The following is a 21,382-nucleotide window of genomic DNA, read 5'->3' on the forward strand; positions in this document are numbered from 1 at the left end:
AAGGAATTAAGGTCTACAATTTCATAATGAATGGAATTTTAGGCTTGGAAAAAATGAAAAAAATGGATTAAAATCCACAATATAATCGAATGAAAGCGCTTTGAAAACGAATCAAAAAAAGTTTAAAGTATGTGAAAGATTTCACTATGCATATTGGATAGAATGTGATAGAATGAATTTGTAGAGAAAAACAACTCAAAAATTGACAGGAGGACGAGGGAGATGGCAGTAAAGAATGAAGTCGCCGCCCAAGTTAAACAACCTACCGCTGAAGAATATATTCAAACGGTAGTTGACAAAGCAAAGAAAGCTTTAGCAGAATTCATGTTGCTCGACCAGGAACAAGTGAATAACATTGTTCAAGCCATGGCATTGGCTGGACTTGATAAACACATGTATTTGGCGAAATTGGCTGTCGAAGAAACAGGACGCGGAGTATACGAAGATAAGATCACGAAGAACATCTTCTCAACAGAATATATCTGGCACGGAATCAAGTACGACAAGACAGTAGGTGTTATCGAAGACAACGCTTATGACGCTTTCCAGAAGATTGCAGAACCAGTCGGAATCATTATGGGTATCACACCGGTAACTAACCCAACATCAACCACAATGTTTAAGGCCCTAATTTCCGCGAAGACACGTAACCCTATTATATTCGGTTTTCATCCATCTGCGCAACAGTGTAGCTCCGAATCCGCAAGAATTCTTCGTGACGCTGCTGTTGCAGCTGGCGCTCCTGAGAACTGTATTCAGTGGATTGAAATGCCTACAATGGACAAAACAAACGCATTGATGAATAACCCTGATGTTGCTCTGATTCTGGCAACTGGCGGATCGGCAATGGTTAAAGCAGCTTATAGCTGTGGCAAGCCGGCTCTCGGCGTAGGTCCTGGTAACGTGCCTGCCTTCATTGAGAAGAGCGCGGATATCGATCAGGCTGTAACTGACCTTATTCTTTCCAAATCTTTTGATAACGGCATGATCTGCGCATCCGAACAAGCAGTAATCATTGAAGAAGCTATCTTTGATCAAGTGAAGAAGAAAATGATCGCAAACGGCTGTTACTTCGTAAATAAAGAAGAATCTGCCAAACTGACTTCCGGCGCAATGAACGTTGAAAAATGTGCAGTTAACCCGGCAATTGTTGGACAATCTGCAACGAAGATCGCTGAAATGTGCGGAATCCAGGTTCCAGCTGGCACTAAGATCCTCGTAGCCGAACTTGAGGGCGTAGGTCCGAAATACCCGCTTTCTGCTGAGAAGCTCAGTCCTGTTCTAGCTTGCTACAAAGTAAAAAATGCTGATCAAGGTATCGAACGCGCAGCACAGATCGTTGAATTTGGAGGCATGGGTCACAGCTCAGCTATCCACTCCAACAACGAGGAAGTTATTATGAAATTCTCGCACCGTCTGCAAACCGGACGTATTCTTGTGAACTCTCCTTCTACACATGGAGCAATCGGTGATATTTACAATACAAATATTCCTTCTCTGACTCTGGGCTGTGGATCTTATGGTCGCAACTCGGTATCGCAGAACGTTACTGCCATCAACTTGATCAACGTGAAAAGGGTGAACCGTCGTAAAGTGAATATGCAATGGTTTAAAGTGCCGGATAAGATTTATTTTGAAAAGGATTCTACACAATACCTGACCAAAATGCCTGATATTACCCGTGTTGCTATTATCACTGACCCTATGATGGTTAAACTTGGATATGTAGAAAGAGTTGAACATTATCTGCGTCAACGCCAAACTCCGGTAGCTATCGAGGTCTTCTCGGAAGTTGAACCAGATCCTTCTACAACTACAGTTGAAAAAGGTACGGCTATGATGAACAGATTCAAGCCTGACTGCATCATCGCACTGGGCGGCGGTTCCCCAATGGACGCAGCCAAAGGAATGTGGTTGTTCTATGAACATCCAGATGCTGACTTTAACGGACTGAAACAGAAATTTATGGATATCCGCAAACGCGTTTACAAGTTCCCAGAATTGGGTAAAAAAGCGAAATTCGTTGCCATTCCAACAACTTCGGGTACAGGTTCGGAAGTAACTTCATTCGCTGTTATTACTGATAAAACTGGCGAAAACCACATTAAATATCCGTTGGCTGATTATGAGCTTACTCCGGATGTTGCGATCATCGATCCAGTATTTGTTTACAGTCTGCCTAAAACAGCTGTTGCCGATACAGGTATGGACGTATTGACACATGCGATCGAAGCTTATGTATCTGTAATGGCGAGTGACTACACTGATGGTCTGGCTATCAAAGCTATCCAGTTGGTACACCAATACCTGATCAAATCAGCGTTGGAAGCCGATAAACTTGCCCGCGAAAAAATGCACAACGCGTCGACACTAGCTGGTATGGCATTTGCCAATGCCTTCCTGGGTATCAACCATAGCTTAGCACATAAATGGGGCGGTCAATACCACACGGCTCACGGACGTACTAATGCCATCCTGATGCCACACGTAATCCGTTATAATGCGAAGAAACCATCGAAGTTCGCTTCGTTCCCTAAATACTCGCATTTTATAGCTGACGAGCGTTATGCTGAGATTGCCCGCATTTTGGGATTGCCTGCTCGTACTACTGAAGAAGGCGTAAACAGCTTGATTAACATGATTCGCGATATGAATAAACAGCTGGGTATTGAAGAATCATTCCAACAACTGGGCTTTGATCCAAAAGACTTTGAATCCAATGTAGATTACTTGGCTGATAAAGCTTTTGAAGATCAGTGCACGACTGCTAACCCTAAGCTTCCACTGGTTTCTGAACTGGCTGAAGTATACCGTGATGCATTCTACGGAAGATTCGAAAACTAAGAGACTGTAATTCAGGCAATAATAAAGCACTGCGAAATTAGATGGGAGTGACAAATATCACCGAAAAGGTGATATTTGTCACAGTCTTTTTTCAGAAAACAAACTAAAATGTATGTATAGACAAGGTCCCGGTTATGAAGTATCGATTGTGAAAATTATTACAACCATTTCATATTCTTAGGGATCAAACAAGACGCGGGATTAACCTTCAAGCCTGCGATCTCACAAAAATAATATAAATATAAATGGAGGGATTTAGCAATGTCGGTGATCGAAAAAGATGTACAAGAGGTTAAGTCGGGATGGCGCGGATTTACAAAAGGCAAATGGTCAAGAAAAGTAAACGTTAATGATTTTATTGAGAAGAACATTTTACCTTACCTGGGCAAGGAAGAATTCCTTGCAGGCGCAACTCACAATACCAAAGAACTTTGGAAACTTGTTTCCGAAATGACTAAGCAAGAAATTGCTAATGGTGGCGTTCTTGATGTGGATGTTAACACTGTATCCACTATTGTATCGCATAAACCTGGATACATTGACAAAGACAAGGAACAAATTGTCGGCGTTCAAACAGATGCACCTTTCAAACGTTCGATCCAACCATTTGGCGGTATTAAAATGATGATCGATGCTTGTAAAGCCTATGGCTTCGAGCTTCCACAAGAAATTGTTGATATGTTCACGAATATTCGCAAAACGCATAACCAAGGCGTGTTTGATGCATATACCAATGAGATGAGAGCAGTCCGCAAAGCAGGTATTATTACTGGTCTTCCTGATGCTTACGGCCGCGGTCGTATTATCGGTGACTACCGTCGTATAGCTCTTTACGGTATTGATTTCCTTGTTAAAGACAAGAAAAAAGACCTTCTTAATCTTGAATTGGATTCAATGAGCGAAGATCTAATCCGTCTTCGTGAAGAAGTTTCCGAACAAATTCGCGCTCTTGGCGAACTTAAGAAAATGGCTGAAATGCATGGCTTCGATATTTCCAAACCTGCTAACACAGCTAAAGAAGCTTTCCAATGGGTATACTTCGGCTACCTGGCAGCAATCAAAGAACAGAACGGTGCGGCAATGTCTCTTGGACGCGTATCCTCATTCCTTGATATCTATGTTGAACGGGATCTTGCAGAAGGCGTTCTGAGTGAAGAACAAGCACAAGAACTGGTTGATCATTTCGTAATGAAACTTCGTATTGTTAAGTTCCTACGTACACCTGATTACAACGATTTGTTCAGCGGTGACCCTACTTGGGTTACAGAATCCATCGGTGGTATGTCAGTTAACGGAGAAACTCGTGTTACGAAGAACAGTTTCCGCTTCCTGCACACTCTTTACAATCTGGGACCAGCACCAGAACCGAACCTTACTGTTCTGTGGTCCGAGAAATTGCCTGATGGTTTTAAGAAATTCTGTGCTAAGGTTTCTATTGAAACTAGTGCAATTCAATACGAGAACGATGATTTGATGCGTCCGATTTACGGCGACGATTACGGGATCGCTTGTTGTGTATCCGCAATGCGTATCGGTAAACAAATGCAGTTCTTTGGTGCTCGTGCCAACTTGGCAAAAGCATTGCTGTATGCAATAAACGGTGGTGTCGATGAAAAGTCCGGCGTACAAGTTGGACCTGAAATGCCGCGTATTACTTCCGATATTCTTGACTATGATGAAGTTATGTTACGCTTCAAAGCAATGATGGAATGGCTTGCAAAGACTTATGTAAACACATTGAATGTTATTCACTATATGCATGACAAATATTCCTACGAACGTGTTGAAATGGCTTTACATGACCGTGATATTCTACGGACAATGGCTTGTGGTATCGCTGGTCTGTCGGTTGCAGCTGACTCCCTGAGTGCTATCAAATTTGCTAAAGTAAAACCTATCCGTAACGAACAAGGAATTGCTATTGACTTCGCAACTGAAGGCGAATTCCCTTGCTACGGTAACAATGACGACGCTGTGGATAGCATCGCAGTAGAACTGGTAGAATCTTTCATGACTATGATTCGTAAACATCACACTTACCGTGACTCTCTGCCAACACAATCAATACTGACAATTACTTCAAATGTAGTATACGGTAAGAAGACTGGTACTACTCCTGACGGACGTAAAAAAGGTGAACCATTCGCACCAGGTGCTAACCCTATGCACGGACGTGATAAGAAAGGTGCTTTGGCTTCCCTGAGTTCCGTAGCCAAATTACCGTACGAAGATAGCATGGATGGTATCTCCAACACCTTCTCTATCGTGCCAAAAGCACTGGGTAAAGAAGAAGAAGGACGTAAATCCAACCTTGTATCTATGCTTGATGGATACTTTAACAGCAAAGGTCATCACCTGAATGTTAACGTATTTGCCCGCGAACAATTACTGGATGCTATGGAGCACCCAGAGAATTATCCGCAATTGACTATCCGCGTATCTGGCTATGCAGTTAACTTTGTTAAGTTGACACGCGAGCAACAAATGGATGTTGTTACACGTACTTTCCATGGTGCAATGTAATTTAATTAATGATGATATTAAATACGCAGTGAAATAGCTGCAAGGCCATACCGCCCTTGTCTCAAGGGCGGTATGATCTTGTTACAAGATAGTTAAAATTTAAAACTTCGTGGCCGCGATATTGGAGAAAAGCAGACTGTCATTCAATCGTGGAGAAAGGATGTCATCATATGGCTAAAGGACGTATACATTCCTTAGAAACTTTTGGAACCGTTGACGGCCCAGGTATTCGTTTTGTTCTATTCATGCAAGGTTGCTTATTGAAATGTCAGTACTGTCATAATCCAGACACATGGGAACTGAATGAAGGTAATGAAATGAGCCTTGAAGAGGTACTGTCTGAGATAGAACCTTATTTGCATTACTATCGTTCCTCAGGTGGAGGATTGACTGTATCAGGTGGAGAACCAACACTCCAAGCACATTTTGTAAAAGAACTATTCACCGAAGTGAAGAAACGCTGGAATTTGCACACTACACTTGATACTAATGGTTATAACGAAGGCGATAAGATCAATGATCTGTTAGATGTTACTGATTTGGTGTTGCTGGATTTAAAGCACATTGATGATGAAGCTCATATTAAACTCACAGGTAAATCTAATGAACGTACGCTGAAGCTTGCTCGATGGTTGTCTGATCACAATCGCAAGATGTGGATTCGTCACGTCTATGTTCCTGGCATTCATAATCGCGAAGAGGACTTAATTAACTTGGGCCGCTTCATAGGGACCTTGAATGGTGTAGAGAAATTTGAGATTTTACCTTACCATCAAATGGGTATCTACAAATGGCAGAGTATGGGTAAACCATACGAGCTGGAAGGTGTCCCATCTCCATCAGAAGAAGAAGTGCAGCGTGCTTATCGGCTGATTGAAGAAGGACGTAAACAGACTGCGTTAGTATAATATTTTCGGCAAATATAGTACGAGCCGTTCCGACAGTAATTTTTACTGGAGGGACGGCTCTTTTTGTCGTTGGTAGGCAGTGTGGAATTTATGGATTTGTGTAAATTATGATGTAGAGGTTTTATAACAGCAGCAGAGTATTTTAGATTGTGTAACAATAAAACTGAAATGTTTGCATTATGAATGTAAACTAAAATTACATAATAAGTCACGAAAGATGATTGTCAACGCTTACATCAGAGTATTTTGTCCCTTTTGTAGATGAATCTTGACCTTACGATAACAAAAATCATTTTCTATAATAAGAAGTGTAAAGGAAATCATAAATAGGGAGGGTCACCAACAATGAAAAAAAGTTTAACTATGCTTTTGTCTCTGATCTTCGTCACCTCTGCTTTATTGACTGGTTGTGGAAGTAATAATAATACAGCAAATAACGCTGAAGGAGACGCCACTGCGACCAACGCAGCGAACGCCACTAATGCGGTTGCAACAGAGGAGCCTGTCAGTACTGAACCATTCGAAATGACGATTCGTCATACTCAAGTCGGTGCAGATAAACAAAAACGTCTGGCCATCTTGGAAGACGTTGTAGGCAAAGTTCAAGCAGAAGTACCGGGCTTAACATTCAAGCTGGATGGGGTAGATTCGGATGTGAATCGTAAAGAAAAACTTCGCGGGGAAATGGCGGCAGGGAACCCTCCGGAAATATTTGATCTATTCGGCAGTCCGGACTCTAAGATCTATGCTAAAGAAAGCAAGTTGCTGGACCTCACACCTATTCTTGAAGAGCTGGGTATAAAAGATAAATTCTCGAACCTGGACCCTTTTACTTATGAAGGGAAGATTTATGGATTGCCAATTGGTGGTTCTGGCGAAGGGTTCTTCTATAACAAGGAATACTACACTAGCAAGGGCTGGCAGGCTCCGACTACTTTTGCAGAGCTTGAGAAACAGTTGGCTGAAATCAAGGCTGATGGCAAAGTGCCACTGGCTGGCGCATCCAAAGCAGGTTGGGTACCACTTATGCTGGCTAACCATTTATGGTCCCGCTATGCTGGACCGGATGTAACAGCTAAATTTGCTACAGGCGAAGCTAAGTGGAGCGACCCAAATGTGGTGAAGGGTTTTGCGAAGTATAAAGAATGGATCGACAAAGGTTATTTCAAAAAAGGCGAGCTCGGCTTCGAGTATGCAGAATATACAACACAATTTACTAGTGGTGAAGCGATTCTAATGTATGACGGTACTTGGAAATCCTCCGTGTTTAAAGCCGGACAATCTGGTGAAGGCTTGATTGGCAAAGTCGGATTCTTCAACATTCCAGCTGTTGATGGTGGTGTTGGTGATCAGACAGCGCTAATGCGGGATGTTAACAACGGTTATGGATTCTCAGCTTCCGTAGAAAAGGATCCTCGTCAATTGGCGGCAGTGAAATCATTCATCAAAAATATGTTCAATGAAGAAATGCAACTGCGTGGACTTGTAGAAGATGGTGTACTGCCGGCTATGAAGATTGATCAAGCCGTATTGAATGCGAATATTACGGATGATCTGATGAGTGAAATCGTAGGTGTACTCAATAATTCCAAGTCATCATTCCCAGCGTTTGACTCCCTTGTTCAGGCTGATGTAACTACTGAAATCAGTAACATTCAAATTCAGAAGTTGATTGGCGGTCAGACTACTCCTGAGAAGATGGGCGCAGCTCTACAAAAGATTCAAGAAGAAGCAAACGCAGCAGTGGAATAAGAAGACTCGCAAATTGAATGTACCCTGGTGCTTGCTCCAGGGTACATTTTTTAAAATATAAGAACATATATGTTTCACGCAATAATATATCTTTATATTTCTCGAAGAACCGGACGCCGTCCATATAAGGGCTGGCGAAGCCGGTTCATCTTGAAATATAAGAACATATATGTTTCACACAATAATTAATCCTTATATTTCTCGAAGAACCGAACGCCGTCCATATAAGGGCTGGCGAAGCCGGTTCATCTTGAAATATAAGAACATATATGTTTCACACAATAATTAATCCTTATATTTCTCGAAGAACCGGACGCCGTCCATATAAGGGCTGGCGAAGCCGGTTCATCTTGAAATATAAGAACATATATGTTTCACACAATAATTAATCCTTATATTTCTCGAAGAACCGAACGCCGTCCATATAAGGGCTGGCGAAGCCGGTTCATCTTGAAATATAAGAACATATATGTTTCACACAATAATTAATCCTTATATTTCTCGAAGAACCGGACGCCGTCCATATAAAGGACGACGAAGCCGGTTCATCTGGAAATGATCCATTATAGAGGATGTCAAAGCAATTGGAGGTAGTCATGAATAAAGCACTGAGAAATCCCGTAGTATTCACCCTATTTATCCTTCCCGGACTCATCTTGTTCCTAATGTTCTTTATTTATCCGATCTTTAGCTCCATCTATTATAGCTTTACTAGCTGGAACGGTGTGTCGGATACGGTTAAATATACCGGTCTCAGTAATTTCAAAAAGGCGTTCGGTGATGAGCGCTTCTGGATTTCGGTCAAAAACAATGGCTGGTTTATTCTTTTCTCCATCTGCATACAGGTACCTTTGATTGTATTCTTCTCCTTATTGATCGCTAATGTGAAGAAGCTAAAGGGCCTTTATAAAACAGCGGTATTTATGCCTTCTATCATGTCCACAGCGGTGATCGGCATCCTATGGGGCTTTATTTACGAGCCAAACATTGGCCTGTTTAACAAACTGCTAGGACTTGTTGGAATTGAGCCGATTTACTGGTTGTCTGATGAGCGATTCGCCATGCTGTCCATACTGATCACGAACGCCTGGCAGTGGACCGGATTCTACATTGTAATGGTGCTGGCAGCAATTCTCTCCATTCCTGGTGAACTAGATGAAGCTGCAGCCATTGACGGCGCTACCGGCTTCCAGCGAGCCACACGCATCACTTTGCCGCTAATAGTTCCGATTATCTCCGTTGTGATTATGTTATCCATCGCGGGAGCGATGAAAGCGGCGGATATCGTCATCGTCATGACGAAGGGCGGTCCAGCTGGATCGACTGAGGTTATGGCAACTTATATGATTAAATATGCGATAACAAACTTTAAGTATGGGTACGGAAACTCCATCGCTGTTTTAATCTTCATGTTTACGCTGGTGGTTACAGCCCTTTATCAACTGCTGGTTGCCCGGCGTACCGAAAGGATTGAATACTGATGCCACGTTTCCTGAAAAAGAGTCTGCCGCATGTTGTACTACTTTCTTATCTGCTTGTTGTTCTTTTCCCGTTCCTCTTCGTATTGTTCTCGTCTGTAAAGAAGGATAATAATTCCATTGCTTTGAATCCATTCGGCATTCCCAAGAATTTTGAATTCTCCAACTATGTAGAAGCATGGGTGAATGCCAAGATTAGCACCTACTTTTTTAACAGCTTGTACATTTCTGTTCTGTCATCGGTAGTCGCTATATTGCTGGCATCCATGTTTGCTTTCGCGGTGACACGGATGCGTCAAGGGAAATGGAATGGGATTCTATTTTCAATGGTACTGATTGGAATGCTTATTCCTAACAATGCGCTTATGCTGCCGATTTACACCATTGTGCGGAAGCTGCACATCTTAAACACGCACTGGGCACTAATCATTCCGTATATTGCCAATGCTATCCCGTTTACGATTATCATTTTGGCAGCCTTTATGCGTTCATTACCTAGTGAAATTGAAGAAGCAGCAGTTATGGATGGGTTGAAGGCACCAGGTATCTTTGCTAAGATAATTGTACCTCTGACGGTTCCCGCCATGGTTACTGTATTCATCATAAATTTCCTGGGAAATTGGAATGAATTCTTATTGGCCAATTATTTTCTTTCGAATGACGATTTGCGCACCCTTCCGGTGGGAATGGTCCAATTCCGCGATCAATATCAGATGAATTATGCTCAGATGTCTGCGGGTATCGTCTATAGCGTGGTGCCGGTAATTATCATTTATGCTGTTTTGCAGGAAAAAATTATTGAAGGTGTGACAGCGGGCGGCGTAAAAGGATAATCTTATTCACAGTCAGGAGCACTAGCCGATGAATTTGCGCTATAAATTATTTACGGCATTTCTGGGCCTGATTATCATCCCCTTGTTTATCCTTGGCATGTTTATGTTCTTCGTAACTTATAATTCAATTGAGAAGAAATATAGCCAGCAGTCCGAATATTCGCTTAAAGCGATCAGCTACAGTATTTCCAATGTGTTTAAGGATATGGATAACGTTACGGACAACGGAATTGCTACCTCGGTATTTCATATGGCTCTCAGCGCAGAGGACCCTTCCAAACAGGATCTGACTGATGCTGAGCAGCTAAGTCTGAATGCCAGTCAGCGTAATTTTCGAAGTTTGTTATATAACCATCCTTCGATTAGCTACGCTTTTTTGTATAACTTTAATGGAAAAGGCAGCTCGGAGATCGTATCTATTTTTAATAAAGAGAATTTCCGCACGCTTCCTTATGACAAGTTCAAAGAAAGCAGTCTGTATCAGGAAGTGATGGCGCTGAATGGTGTACCCAAATGGATTGCTCCGCATGAATATCCGGATCTAACCGGCGTTGAACCCGTATTTACGCAAATTAGGCTTATTAAGGAACTGAGCTTTTTTCAAAATATCGGTATTCTCGTAGTGCAGATCAAGAATTGGGAGTTTGAATCGATCTTTCGTAATTTGAAAATCGGCGACAGCAATCAGGGTGTTTCGTTTATGCTTGTTAATGATGACGGGATGATTCTGTTTGATCCGGATAGGAAACTGGATGGTCAGGATTTTCGGTCGTTTACAAACAAAGAAATTACCTTCAAACCGGGATTTCAGAGCTTCAAAACGCAGTTTGCCGGAGAAAAAAGCATTCTTTCCGTGTATCACCTCAAAGGATATCCTTGGAGTCTTGTGTCTACTACCTCATGGAACTCCTTATCGCGGGAGGTTACGGTTTTTGCCCGCTGGTTTGTTTTAGTCATCTTCCTTTGTTTTCTGGCTGCTGTAATCTTTAACTTGTTCTTTATGAACCGTATCACTGGTGGTATAGCCGTTATAGTCCGCTTTATGCGCCGGGTTGAAGATGGTGATCTTACTACACGTGTGGAAGAAAAGGGGAACGATGAGCTAACTCTGCTTGCCAAAGGCTTTAATGACCTGATGGACAAAATCAACGGGTTGTTCAACAGAATTCAGGTGGAGCAGCGACGTAAGAACCAAGCTGAAATGCGCGTGCTGCAGGCGCAGATTAAACCGCATTTTTTGTTCAATACCCTGGAATCTATCAATGTGCTGGCCGTTCAGAATGAAGGGCGTAAAGTTAGTGAGATGGTGTACAGATTAGCCAGTATTCTGCGTATTAGTATTCAGGACAGAGATGAAATTACACTGGAAGAAGAAGTGAAGCATCTGCGTAATTACCTCGACATTCAAAAATTTCGTTTCGAGGATTTATTTGATTATGAGATTGATATTCCTGACGCTCTGTTGAGTTGCGGTATCCTGAAACTTACGCTCCAGCCGCTTGTGGAAAACAGTATCCAGCATGGCTTTGAAGGTATTGCTTATAAAGGAAAAGTAAAGGTTAAGGGCTGGGAGGAACGGGGGAACCTGATTCTGCGGATTGAGGATAACGGTATCGGAATGACTTCATCTCAGTTGTCTATTTTTCAATATATGGTGAATGAAACACTTGAGCAGAAGGTAGGCATGGAGCCAGTAAGCCGAATGCATCTTGAACGTCGGGGGCTCGGCATCCGCAGCGTTGCTGATCGTATTCGTATTGAGTACGGCCACAGGTACGGTATATTTATATGCTCCACACCAGGTGAAGGGACAATGATCCAGTGCGTCATACCTAAATACGAGCAGGGGGAAGACCATTATGCTAAAAGTATTACTGGTTGACGATGAAGCACCGATTCTGAACAACCTGAACAAGGTGCTGCCTTGGGAGGAGATGGGGATGGTTGTTTCGGGAATGGCCCGTAGCGGTATGGAGGCACTACGTATCGCCGAGGAACAGCAGCCGGATCTTGTACTCTGTGATATTCGCATGCCGGTAATGGATGGTTTAACGTTCATCGGCAAGCTGCGGGAGATGGGGCTGGACAGTGAAGTGCTCCTCCTCAGTGGCTATCAGGAATTTGATTATGCGCGGGAAGCCATCCGCTTGGGTGTGAAAGAATATATTTGCAAACCGATCCATTATGAAGAGCTTGGCGATAAAGTACGGGAGATCGGAGCGCAAATCCGCAGCAGGCAGTTTAAAGATAAGCTGTATAACAGTATTCCTTTATTTCAGGAAATACCGGCTCTTGATCATGATTCTGCCAAAAAAACACCGGACCAGCAAATGAGTCTGGCTGCACAATATATTACTGAACGCTTGAATTCGGATATTGGTATTGAAGAAGTGGCGAATAAGATTGGGATCAGTAGCAGCTACTTTTGTCTGTTGTTCAAAAACCACTTTTCTATGACCTTTGTTGAATATGTGACACTTCAGCGGATTGAAGCCGCCAAGTTTATGCTCGTGAACAGTGATAAGAGTATCACGGTCATTGGCACAGGTATCGGATATCAGGAACGCCGGTATTTTACGAAGGTGTTTCAGAAGCAAACGGGAATGTCCCCCAAGGAGTATCGGGAGCAGCATCGTAAGGCTGAAGCACGGTAAGTAACTCATATCTACTTAACCTCGACTAATGCCCATCCTCTCTCTGTTTACTGCGCAGGAGTGAGGGAGGGCTTTTACTCTCTCCGTGTAAGGCTCGCTTTACAAACATTAAACCTCCAAATATCATTGGCAAACAGCGGGCTATTTTTCATTTGAATAGGGATTCTATTTTCATTTTATCCTGAGTTAATCTTTTCTTTACATAACTGAAACTTTTTAGTAAATTGTGCGTCTAATACTATGTTTTGTTATAATGAACGTGGCAAAAACATACTGCCGCCCTCTTGAGGGCGGCTGCGTTTTTGCGGGGAATATGAGCAGAGTATAGAGAGATAGATACTTTGTTGTATTTTACAAATGGGAGCAGAAGGAGTCATACAATGAATTTCAAAAAAATTGCCTTAGTTGCGGTTTTGGTCGTTTCACAGGTCGCCTCGGCAGTACCGGCTTTCGCCGTAGCAGCTAGTTCTACTGCAGTATCCAAGTCCACGGTTACACTTGAAGCTACTCCTACGCCAGTCCTGGAGCCAGAGGCTACTGATCCACTGCCTAGTCTGCAACCTACCGGCATCGTATCACCGACGGCAACGCCGTTGCCTGTATCATCATCAATACCAACTGCAACACCAATGCCAACAGCTACTTCACTGCCAGCTATAACACCGATTCCTAGTGCAACACCAGGAGCAACGGTCCAACCGACACCATTTGCCGGTCAATCTTTAAGCGCATCAGGCAATAATCAACTTGTTCTCTTGATGAACAGCAATAAAATGTATGCGAATGGCATTCTATTTTTGGCTAATCAGCCGATGGCAGTTAAGAATGGCGTATCCTACGTTTCAATCCGTGCTATGGTTGAGCGGGTAGGCGTGAAATTTATTTACGACTACAAAACGAAGGAAACGATCGTTACAAGCGGCAATAATATCATGCGCTTTAAGACGGACAGCAAGATCTACACCGTTAACGGTAACAAGGTGACGATGAAAGGTCCAGCTTATCAATATAAGAATACATTTATGATTCCGTTGACGTCGATCACGGCGGCATTGGCAATTCCTTATACGGTTGATAATGTGAAGAAGCAGGTTATTCTTACGTTGAACACCAAACCGACTGCATCATTCACTGTTCAGCCTACGGAAATCTTTGCAGGTCAAACTACAGTGAATTTCATCACTTCCAGCTCTTCGCCAAATGGAACAGCCATTGTCAATGAGCGTTGGGAAGGGAATAAGCAGGATATTTATGATCAACCCGGCTATTATGCAGTGACTTATTCCGTAATGGATGCCAATGGACAATGGAGTAATCCTTACACATTGACTATTAACGTTATTCAACCCAATCAACCTCCGGTTGCCAACTTCACCACTGACAAGGATGAATATAAAATGGGCGAACCGGTAACGATAACCGATCTTAGCTCCGATCCCGAAGGTGACGTGCTGACGACTGAATGGATGAATCGCTCTTTGGCTTTCTTTAATCCGGGCCCACTTTCGATTCAGCTGAAAGTAACCGACACACATGGCCTAAGTAGTGTTTTTGAGAAAACAATCAACATCACGAATGAACAATTGTACACCAGAGAAGAGGTAGAGAAGCTGTTTACTCCTCAGGGTGATGTCCTTGCCGGTGATGGAAGCTCAATCCCTGCTTTGCCCAACTTGACCTATAACATTTCTTCAGAGGCCTATACATTGATCCGCAGCAATAGCCCGGAGACTGTTAACACCGAGGGTGTTCTCTATCGTGAAACTGCATTTGGAGCAACTCGCTTTCTGGTTCATCACAAGAATAATATGAGCACGAGACAGAAAGTATATATCATTGCAACTAATAACAACCTGTATCCAACGACGATTACTACGCAATATGTAGGATTTGCAGGTCCAGCTTCTTCGCCAGAATACACTGGTAAAATTTCGGTGTTGAAGTATTACAGTTCATTACTTAACGGCGGGAATATTGGAACAATAACGCTGCAGCCAGGCGAAAGTGTACCGATTTTGACTGACACCAGCAAGATCGCGATGAAGCCAGGAGAAATTATATCGCTCAGCGCTGATCTGTTCAGTGATTATCCTGTGCAATATAATGTAATTATGGTTGAGCAGACGAAGGACCCTCTGGTTGCATTGCCAACGTTGCCTATTCTTGACCGCGACGGAGTACACAACCGCGGAACATATCCAGATTCAACTCGCATTATTAACGTTACTGATGTAGTGGGGACAACCCAATCCAAGCTTTTGCTTGGTGATAATAAAAGCGATCTAAATCTAATCGGTGTCGATCCTATGAGTGCGACTGAAGCCTCCAATTCTGGCAACTTCGGCGTCTTGTACAAAATTAAGCTGGATCGCGTCGCACCTAATACGCTGATTACATTTAACCCGCGTGGGGGTAATTACCTTGGGTCTGTAGTCGTGAATGGAACGATTGTGAACCTATCGAACAAGGGAAGTTTAGCGAACGCAGACATGAGTGCAGTAGTGTACCGTACTGGCCAATACGAAACTGCGGTTGAAATATTGTTTACAGTCGCTTCTGGTAGCAACCTGCCTGTAAACTTCGTCTTTACGCCGCTTCCGGCATTGAAGTAAGCTACTACAGATTTAAGTAAAAGCAATGATTTTCAAGCTTAACAGATGAGCCCTGACAAGCGTTCCATAATGGAATGCCTGTCAGGGCTTTATATGTTCAATACGTTGCAAGGTGCTGCCCTTCATTGACGGGGCATTTGTTTTGGGGCATTATAAAGAGAGTGTTATACAAATGAACTTATGTTATGGGAGATGAGCGTATGCTGTCGACAGAACAAATATTGGAAACCATGTCGGGGCAGGGACTGCGAATCACCGATCAGCGCAAAACGCTTGCCAACTTATTCGGCGAGAATGAGGGATATTTGTCAGCGAAGGATGTTTACGAGCATATGGGCCGTAAATATAGCGGACTTAGCTTTGATACGGTGTACCGTAACCTGCGTGTAATGGAGGAGCTGGGTGTGCTGGAGCAAGTGGTCTTTGAAGATGGAGTGAAATTCAAAGGGAGCTGCAATCAGGACCATCACCATCACCATATGATCTGTCTTCAGTGCCAAAAGACCTACCCGATAAATTTCTGCCCGATGAATTTAACCGATGCACCTGATCAGTTCCGGGTAGTCAAGCATAAATTTGAGGTGTTCGGTTATTGTAAGGAATGTGAAGAGAGTAGAGAAGAAGAGCCAGTCGCTGTCGCAAATAGCAAAGTTGGTCTGTAACCATGGCTATCGGACGCAGAACAATTCAGGCTCCAATCCGTGTTTATCGCAAGTTTATTTCGCCGATTAAACCGGCTACCTGCCGTTTCTATCCAACCTGCTCTGCCTATGCGCTAGAAGCGATTGAGGTCCATGGTCCACTTAAAGGCTCGTGGCTTGCTGTGAAGCGTATATCGAGATGTCATCCCTTCCATCCTGGAGGGCTTGATCCAGTACCGCCACTGAAAGAGAAGACTCCCAAGGAGAGTAATATCCGTACAACTTGACACGGAGGCCTCTCTTTGGTTATATTTTCAATAATAGTATGAATTCCGAGGAACGGATGAGTAGATCGGAACGTCCATTGCAGAGAGCCGGGAAATAGCTGGGAGCCGGTATGGAAGGTTGGATTGAATATGGTCCGGGAGGAACTGTCTTCGAGCATCGAACCGCTAAGTACGGTTTACGTAAGAGGACGGCGTGATCCAGCGTTAATGGACAGTTCTCCTAAGCGGGAACTGGCGAAGCCTGCGCTCTGTGAAGAGACAGGAAATTTGGGTGGTATCGCGTGAGTTCAACTCTCGCCCCATTATAGGGGGCGGGAGTTTTTTGTCTTTTTCAGAGAAGAAGGGATGATTAACCTATGAGTGAACAGAAAACATTTTATTTAACAACACCGATTTATTATCCGAGCGATAAGCTGCATATCGGACATGCGTATTCAACTGTGGCAGGAGATGCAATGGCTCGCTACAAACGTCTGCGCGGCTATGAGGTGCGTTACTTGACAGGTACTGATGAGCATGGGCAAAAGATTGAACGCAAGGCAGAAGAAGCAGGGAAGACCCCTCAGCAATTTGTAGATAATATTGTAGTGGGCATTAAGGATCTGTGGCGCAAGCTGGACATTTCCAATGACGACTTTATCCGTACAACAGAAGAGCGTCACAAAAAAGTAGTACAGGACATCTTTGATCGGTTGCTTAAGCAAGGTGATATCTATAAAGGTGAATATGAAGGCTGGTACTGTATCTCGGACGAAACCTTTTACACAGAAACACAACTGGTTGATATTGAGCGTGATGCTGAGGGTAACATTACTGGTGGGAAAAGTCCTGACAGCGGCCACCCCGTTGAACTGGTGAAGGAAGCAAGTTATTTCTTCCGGATGAGCAAATATGCCGATCGGCTGCTGCAGTATTATGAGGACAATCCGGAGTTCATTTTGCCGGAATCCCGCAAGAACGAAATGATCAACAACTTCATTAAGCCGGGTCTGGAAGATCTTTCGGTCTCCCGTACCACTTTTGACTGGGGGGTTAAGGTCAAGGGTGACGAGAAGCATGTTGTCTATGTATGGATAGATGCGCTGACTAACTATATTACAGCTTTGGGTTACGGTTCCGAGGATCGAAGTCTGTATGATAAATTTTGGCCAGCGGATGTGCACATTGTAGGCAAGGAAATTGTGCGTTTCCATACCATTTATTGGCCGATCATTATGATGGCGTTAGGCGAGCCGCTTCCGAAGAAAGTATTCGCACACGGTTGGCTGTTGATGAAAGAAGGCAAAATGTCCAAATCCAAGGGAAATGTCGTTGATCCGGTGACCTTGATTGACCGGTATGGCTTGGATGCCCTGCGATACTACCTACTGCGTGAGGTGCCGTTCGGTTCGGATGGTACATTTACTCCTGAGAGCTTTGTGGACCGGATTAACTTTGATCTGGCCAATGATCTAGGTAACCTGCTGAACCGCACAGGGGCAATGGTCGAAAAGTATTTTGATGGTGTGCTTCCGGCCTATGAGGGGAATGTAACAGCGTTCGATGGTGAGCTTGAGGACATGGCACAGAGCACCTATACCAAAGTAGAAGAAGCAATGGAAAAAATGGAATTCTCCGTGGCGCTAGCTGCAATTGGAGCATTCATTAGCCGTACAAATAAATATATTGACGAAACTCAGCCTTGGATTCTTGCTAAGGACGAGAGCAGAAAGGCTGAGCTGGCTTCAGTCATGAGACATCTTGTGGAAGGACTTCGTACGGCATCTATTCTGCTGCAGCCATTCTTGACAGAAGCACCAGCGAAGATCTGGGAGCAGCTTGGCATTGAGTCAGGTGAACTGACCACCTGGGATAGCGGCAGAACCTTTGGATTGCTTGCGGGTGGAACAAAGCTTACGAAGGGCAATCCAATCTTCCCGCGTCTGGATGTGGAGCAGGAGGTTGCCTTTATCGCTGGGGCTATGGGTGGCGCTGGTAAACCAGCTACCGAAACAACAGAAGCAGCCGCTGAGCCAGCGGTTGTTGAAGGCGGCGCCGCTGCGGTGATCTCTGAGCTGGAGGAAGACCATAAAGATGAAATCGGCATCGATGATTTTGCCAAGGCTGAACTGCGGGTGGCACAGGTTATTTCGGCCGAGCCGGTTAAGAAAACGGATAAGCTGATGAAGCTGCAACTGGATCTTGGCTATGAGCAGCGTCAGGTCGTTTCCGGTATTGCCAAGTTCTACACACCAGAAGAGTTAGTAGGGCGCAAAGTGATCTGCATTGTGAACCTGAAGCCAGTAAAGCTGCGCGGTGAACTGTCGCAAGGAATGATTCTGGCGGCCTCCAAGGGAGATCAGCTCACCATTGCCACCGTTCCGGATAACATGCCTAACGGGGCTATTGTGAAGTAAAGCTAACAATATTAATGTTGTACAATAGTTTGATTGAAAATGGGATTGCTGATAAGCCGATGAAGCGGCTGGTTGGCATTCCTTTTTTCTAAATATAGAGCTAATCGTTTCTTCTTGATTTCTGCTTCGGGTTGACTTATCGTAACGATTACTATTATAATTTTACTAGTAAAATTTACGATTTAAGGAGTCGATAGTTATTATGGTTTCGAATTTATCACGCAAGGGCCTGCTGACGCTTGCCTTGATGCTGGTCTTAGTCCTTGCTGGATGCGGTGCGAAGAGCGGTGGCAGTATTGTTGAGGGCAAAGTGAACGTTGTAACCACTTTTTATCCTATATATGAATTCACTCAGGAGATCGGCGGCGCAGATATTCATGTGATCAATCTGCTTCCGGTTGGTGTGGAGCCGCATGATTGGACTCCGCGCAGTCAGGACATTATTAACACCTCCAAAGCGCAGCTGTTCCTTTATAACGGGGCCGGGTTGGAGGGCTGGGTTCCTAATTTTTTGAAGGGGCTTGAGAGTGGTAGCAAGGTTCAGACGGTTGAAGTAAGTCATGGGGTTGATTATATTATGACCGATGAGGCAACGGATAATAATGACACCCTGCATACTGATCCTCACACTTGGGTTAGCCCGAAGTCAGCGCTGATTATGGCTGCGAATATAAAAGACAGTCTGCAAACCGTTGATCCTGAACATAAAGCAGGATACGAGGAGCGCTACAATGAACTTATTGCGAAATTGCAGGCACTGGACAATAAATTCCAGACAGAGCTTGCGAAGCTTCCTAATCATGAAATTGTTGTTTCCCATCAGGCCTTTGCTTACCTTGCCCGAGACTATGGCTTGACTCAGCATGCCATTATGGGATTATCACCTGACGCAGAACCACGCGGACAGGACATGGTTGCGCTGACGGATCTGGTCAAGAAGGAAGGCATCAAATATATCTTTTTCGAAGAGCTTGTATCGGATAAGATGGCTAAGACGCTAGCGGCTGAAGCGGGCGTATCTACAATGGTGCTCAATCCTGTAGAGGGACTTACCCAGAAACAAGAAAAAAATGGTGACAACTACTTTACGCTGATGGAGAAAAATTTGCAAAATCTAATTCTGGCTTTACAATAAAAAGAAAGTATTAGTGAGAGGCGGTAGTTAATCATGGAATCGTTATCCTTGGACTGCCATCAGCATATAATCGAAATAGAGGATCTGTCCTTTTCCTATGGCGAGCAAAAGGTAATTTCAGATCTGAACTATACCGTGAAAGAACGAGATTTTCTCGGCATCATCGGTTCAAATGGTGCTGGCAAGACGACACTGTTAAAGATGATCGTTGGCTTGCTGCCAGCGACTAGCGGGGAGATCAAACTATTCGGCCATCCCGTGCGCAAATTCAAGGATTGGGAACGGATCGGTTACGTTCCACAGAAGAATGCTTTTAATCCGCTATTTCCCGCAACGGTGCGCGAAGTAGTGTTATCCGGCTTGTACAACAACAAGAATCTAATCCGCCGAGTTACGCGGACACAGCAACGCCAATGCTTGGATGCACTCGAAGTAATGAAGATACAGGATATCGCCGACAAAAGAGTAGGCCAGCTGTCCGGTGGTCAGCAGCAGCGTGTATTTCTGGCGCGCGCTCTGATTAACCATCCTGATCTGTTAATTCTGGACGAACCTACAGTGGGCATTGATGCGGAGACTCAGGCCGGATTCTTCGAGCTGATTATGCATATGCATGCTCATCATCACATGACTTTCCTGATGGTTTCACATGATATCGACATGATCAAAAATTACTTGGGTCATGAACCAGTACAAAGCAACGGCAAAATCAACTTTTACTCCCGTCACTCCCATGAGGTGCAGGATTGTGTAGTAGATAACCTGCAGCATACGTTTACTTAAGCAGTGTTGTGTTGAATATTTGCACTAACGTATGATGGGATGCAACTGACAAATTAGATGAGATTACTGCCTCTAAATATAGGCATATACCTCCTCTGGAACATTTAACATGATTTGCTGCCGTTAATTTTGGGAATTCAATTCGTAAATAGCAGATATGGCTAAATTAGCAGCATAATTTGCATCTATATTACGGATATCATCTTTATGGAGCGATTTAGCGGCATTTTTTGCTGCTAAACATGTGAAATGATTATCTGCCACTGTCATTCGTAGTTAGTCAGGTTAGTTTGCCGGGCGCAGCCTATCCGTTGATCTATACGGGTCATCCATAGTACAACATAGGATGGCCCAGTCTTTTGTTCTTGGTCTTTAGCTCTTGACCTTAGCCCTTAGCCCTTAGGTCCTTAGCCCTTAGGTCCTTAGCCCTTAGGTCCTTAGCCCTTAGCCCTTAGGTCCTTAGCCCTTAGTCCTTAGCTCTTAGTCCTTTACGCAGCTAGACACTGCCAAACGTTAAGCGTGTCCCGTTAGGGACG

15 protein-coding genes are annotated in these 21,382 nt (G+C 43.9%); all 15 read left to right on the top strand.

All coding sequences use genetic code 11. The features are described from left to right. The first annotated feature begins 222 nt into the window (after positions 1-222). The 15 genes from adhE (at position 223) to H1230_RS10405 (ending at position 20,846) form a co-directional block, all read left to right on the top strand. Positions 223-2,844 carry a bifunctional acetaldehyde-CoA/alcohol dehydrogenase gene (adhE, locus tag H1230_RS10340; protein ID WP_239715389.1) on the top strand — a complete coding sequence of 874 codons (2,622 nt, stop codon included), beginning with the start codon at positions 223-225 and terminating at the stop codon, positions 2,842-2,844. 261 nt (positions 2,845-3,105) lie between these two features. After that, positions 3,106-5,367: a formate C-acetyltransferase gene (gene pflB, locus H1230_RS10345; protein WP_239715390.1), complete on the top strand. Its 2,262-nt coding sequence runs from the start codon at positions 3,106-3,108 to the stop codon at positions 5,365-5,367. A 170-nt stretch (positions 5,368-5,537) separates the two neighbouring features. Then, positions 5,538-6,275, top strand: a complete 738-nt coding sequence (gene pflA, locus H1230_RS10350) for a pyruvate formate-lyase-activating protein (RefSeq protein ID WP_239715391.1) — start codon at positions 5,538-5,540, stop codon at positions 6,273-6,275. Between the two features lie 345 nt (positions 6,276-6,620). Further along, positions 6,621-8,027: an ABC transporter substrate-binding protein gene (locus H1230_RS10355; protein WP_239715392.1), complete on the top strand. Its 1,407-nt coding sequence runs from the start codon at positions 6,621-6,623 to the stop codon at positions 8,025-8,027. Positions 8,028-8,623: 596 nt separating this feature from the next. Next, the gene (locus tag H1230_RS10360) at positions 8,624-9,508 is read left to right on the top strand and encodes a carbohydrate ABC transporter permease (RefSeq protein ID WP_239715393.1); all 885 of its coding nucleotides are present in this window, start codon (positions 8,624-8,626) and stop codon (positions 9,506-9,508) included. After that, entirely contained in the window at positions 9,508-10,338 is an 831-nt protein-coding gene (locus H1230_RS10365) for a carbohydrate ABC transporter permease (protein ID WP_239715394.1), read from the top strand. Before H1230_RS10360 ends, H1230_RS10365 begins: the two co-directional genes overlap by 1 nt. Before the next feature lie 28 nt (positions 10,339-10,366). Next, the gene (locus tag H1230_RS10370) at positions 10,367-12,220 is read left to right on the top strand and encodes a cache domain-containing sensor histidine kinase (protein WP_239715395.1); all 1,854 of its coding nucleotides are present in this window, start codon (positions 10,367-10,369) and stop codon (positions 12,218-12,220) included. Then, the gene (locus tag H1230_RS10375) at positions 12,198-12,992 is read left to right on the top strand and encodes a response regulator transcription factor (RefSeq protein WP_239715396.1); all 795 of its coding nucleotides are present in this window, start codon (positions 12,198-12,200) and stop codon (positions 12,990-12,992) included. The genes H1230_RS10370 and H1230_RS10375 overlap by 23 nt, the downstream gene beginning before the upstream one ends. A 380-nt stretch (positions 12,993-13,372) precedes the next feature. Beyond that, entirely contained in the window at positions 13,373-15,604 is a 2,232-nt protein-coding gene (locus tag H1230_RS10380) for a stalk domain-containing protein (protein ID WP_239715397.1), read from the top strand. A gap of 200 nt (positions 15,605-15,804) precedes the next feature. After that, on the top strand, positions 15,805-16,266 hold the full coding sequence (locus H1230_RS10385) for a Fur family transcriptional regulator (protein ID WP_239715398.1): 462 nt from the start codon (positions 15,805-15,807) through the stop codon (positions 16,264-16,266). A 2-nt stretch (positions 16,267-16,268) separates the two neighbouring features. Further along, positions 16,269-16,532 carry a membrane protein insertion efficiency factor YidD gene (gene yidD / locus H1230_RS10390; RefSeq protein WP_239715399.1) on the top strand — a complete coding sequence of 88 codons (264 nt, stop codon included), beginning with the start codon at positions 16,269-16,271 and terminating at the stop codon, positions 16,530-16,532. A 123-nt stretch (positions 16,533-16,655) separates the two neighbouring features. Beyond that, positions 16,656-16,817: a hypothetical protein gene (locus tag H1230_RS31595; RefSeq protein WP_481857129.1), complete on the top strand. Its 162-nt coding sequence runs from the start codon at positions 16,656-16,658 to the stop codon at positions 16,815-16,817. Positions 16,818-16,888: 71 nt separating this feature from the next. Further along, a complete protein-coding gene (metG, locus tag H1230_RS10395; RefSeq protein WP_239715400.1) occupies positions 16,889-18,928 on the top strand; it encodes a methionine--tRNA ligase in 2,040 nt (679 codons plus the stop codon). Positions 18,929-19,130: 202 nt separating this feature from the next. Next, complete coding sequence (locus H1230_RS10400; RefSeq protein WP_239715401.1) at positions 19,131-20,063, top strand: metal ABC transporter solute-binding protein, Zn/Mn family; 933 nt, start codon at positions 19,131-19,133, stop codon at positions 20,061-20,063. A gap of 33 nt (positions 20,064-20,096) precedes the next feature. Continuing rightward, entirely contained in the window at positions 20,097-20,846 is a 750-nt protein-coding gene (locus H1230_RS10405; RefSeq protein ID WP_154118589.1) for a metal ABC transporter ATP-binding protein, read from the top strand. Positions 20,847-21,382 lie beyond the last annotated feature (536 nt).

It is taken from the genome of Paenibacillus sp. 19GGS1-52 (genome assembly GCF_022369515.1).
GTDB lineage: Bacteria > Bacillota > Bacilli > Paenibacillales > Paenibacillaceae > Paenibacillus_AQ.

Excerpts from the sequence above, each read along its gene's own strand:
- H1230_RS10405 (WP_154118589.1), top strand. The coding sequence starts at position 20,097 with ATGGAATCGTTATCCTTGGACTGCCATCAGCATATAATCGAAATAGAG.
- pflA (WP_239715391.1), top strand. The coding sequence starts at position 5,538 with ATGGCTAAAGGACGTATACATTCCTTAGAAACTTTTGGAACCGTTGAC.
- H1230_RS10370 (WP_239715395.1), top strand. The coding sequence starts at position 10,367 with ATGAATTTGCGCTATAAATTATTTACGGCATTTCTGGGCCTGATTATC.
- adhE (WP_239715389.1), top strand. The coding sequence starts at position 223 with ATGGCAGTAAAGAATGAAGTCGCCGCCCAAGTTAAACAACCTACCGCT.
- pflB (WP_239715390.1), top strand. The coding sequence starts at position 3,106 with ATGTCGGTGATCGAAAAAGATGTACAAGAGGTTAAGTCGGGATGGCGC.
- H1230_RS10375 (WP_239715396.1), top strand. The coding sequence starts at position 12,198 with ATGCTAAAAGTATTACTGGTTGACGATGAAGCACCGATTCTGAACAAC.
- H1230_RS10385 (WP_239715398.1), top strand. The coding sequence starts at position 15,805 with ATGCTGTCGACAGAACAAATATTGGAAACCATGTCGGGGCAGGGACTG.
- metG (WP_239715400.1), top strand. The coding sequence starts at position 16,889 with ATGAGTGAACAGAAAACATTTTATTTAACAACACCGATTTATTATCCG.
- H1230_RS10380 (WP_239715397.1), top strand. The coding sequence starts at position 13,373 with ATGAATTTCAAAAAAATTGCCTTAGTTGCGGTTTTGGTCGTTTCACAG.
- H1230_RS10365 (WP_239715394.1), top strand. The coding sequence starts at position 9,508 with ATGCCACGTTTCCTGAAAAAGAGTCTGCCGCATGTTGTACTACTTTCT.
- H1230_RS10355 (WP_239715392.1), top strand. The coding sequence starts at position 6,621 with ATGAAAAAAAGTTTAACTATGCTTTTGTCTCTGATCTTCGTCACCTCT.
- yidD (WP_239715399.1), top strand. The coding sequence starts at position 16,269 with ATGGCTATCGGACGCAGAACAATTCAGGCTCCAATCCGTGTTTATCGC.
- H1230_RS10360 (WP_239715393.1), top strand. The coding sequence starts at position 8,624 with ATGAATAAAGCACTGAGAAATCCCGTAGTATTCACCCTATTTATCCTT.
- H1230_RS10400 (WP_239715401.1), top strand. The coding sequence starts at position 19,131 with ATGGTTTCGAATTTATCACGCAAGGGCCTGCTGACGCTTGCCTTGATG.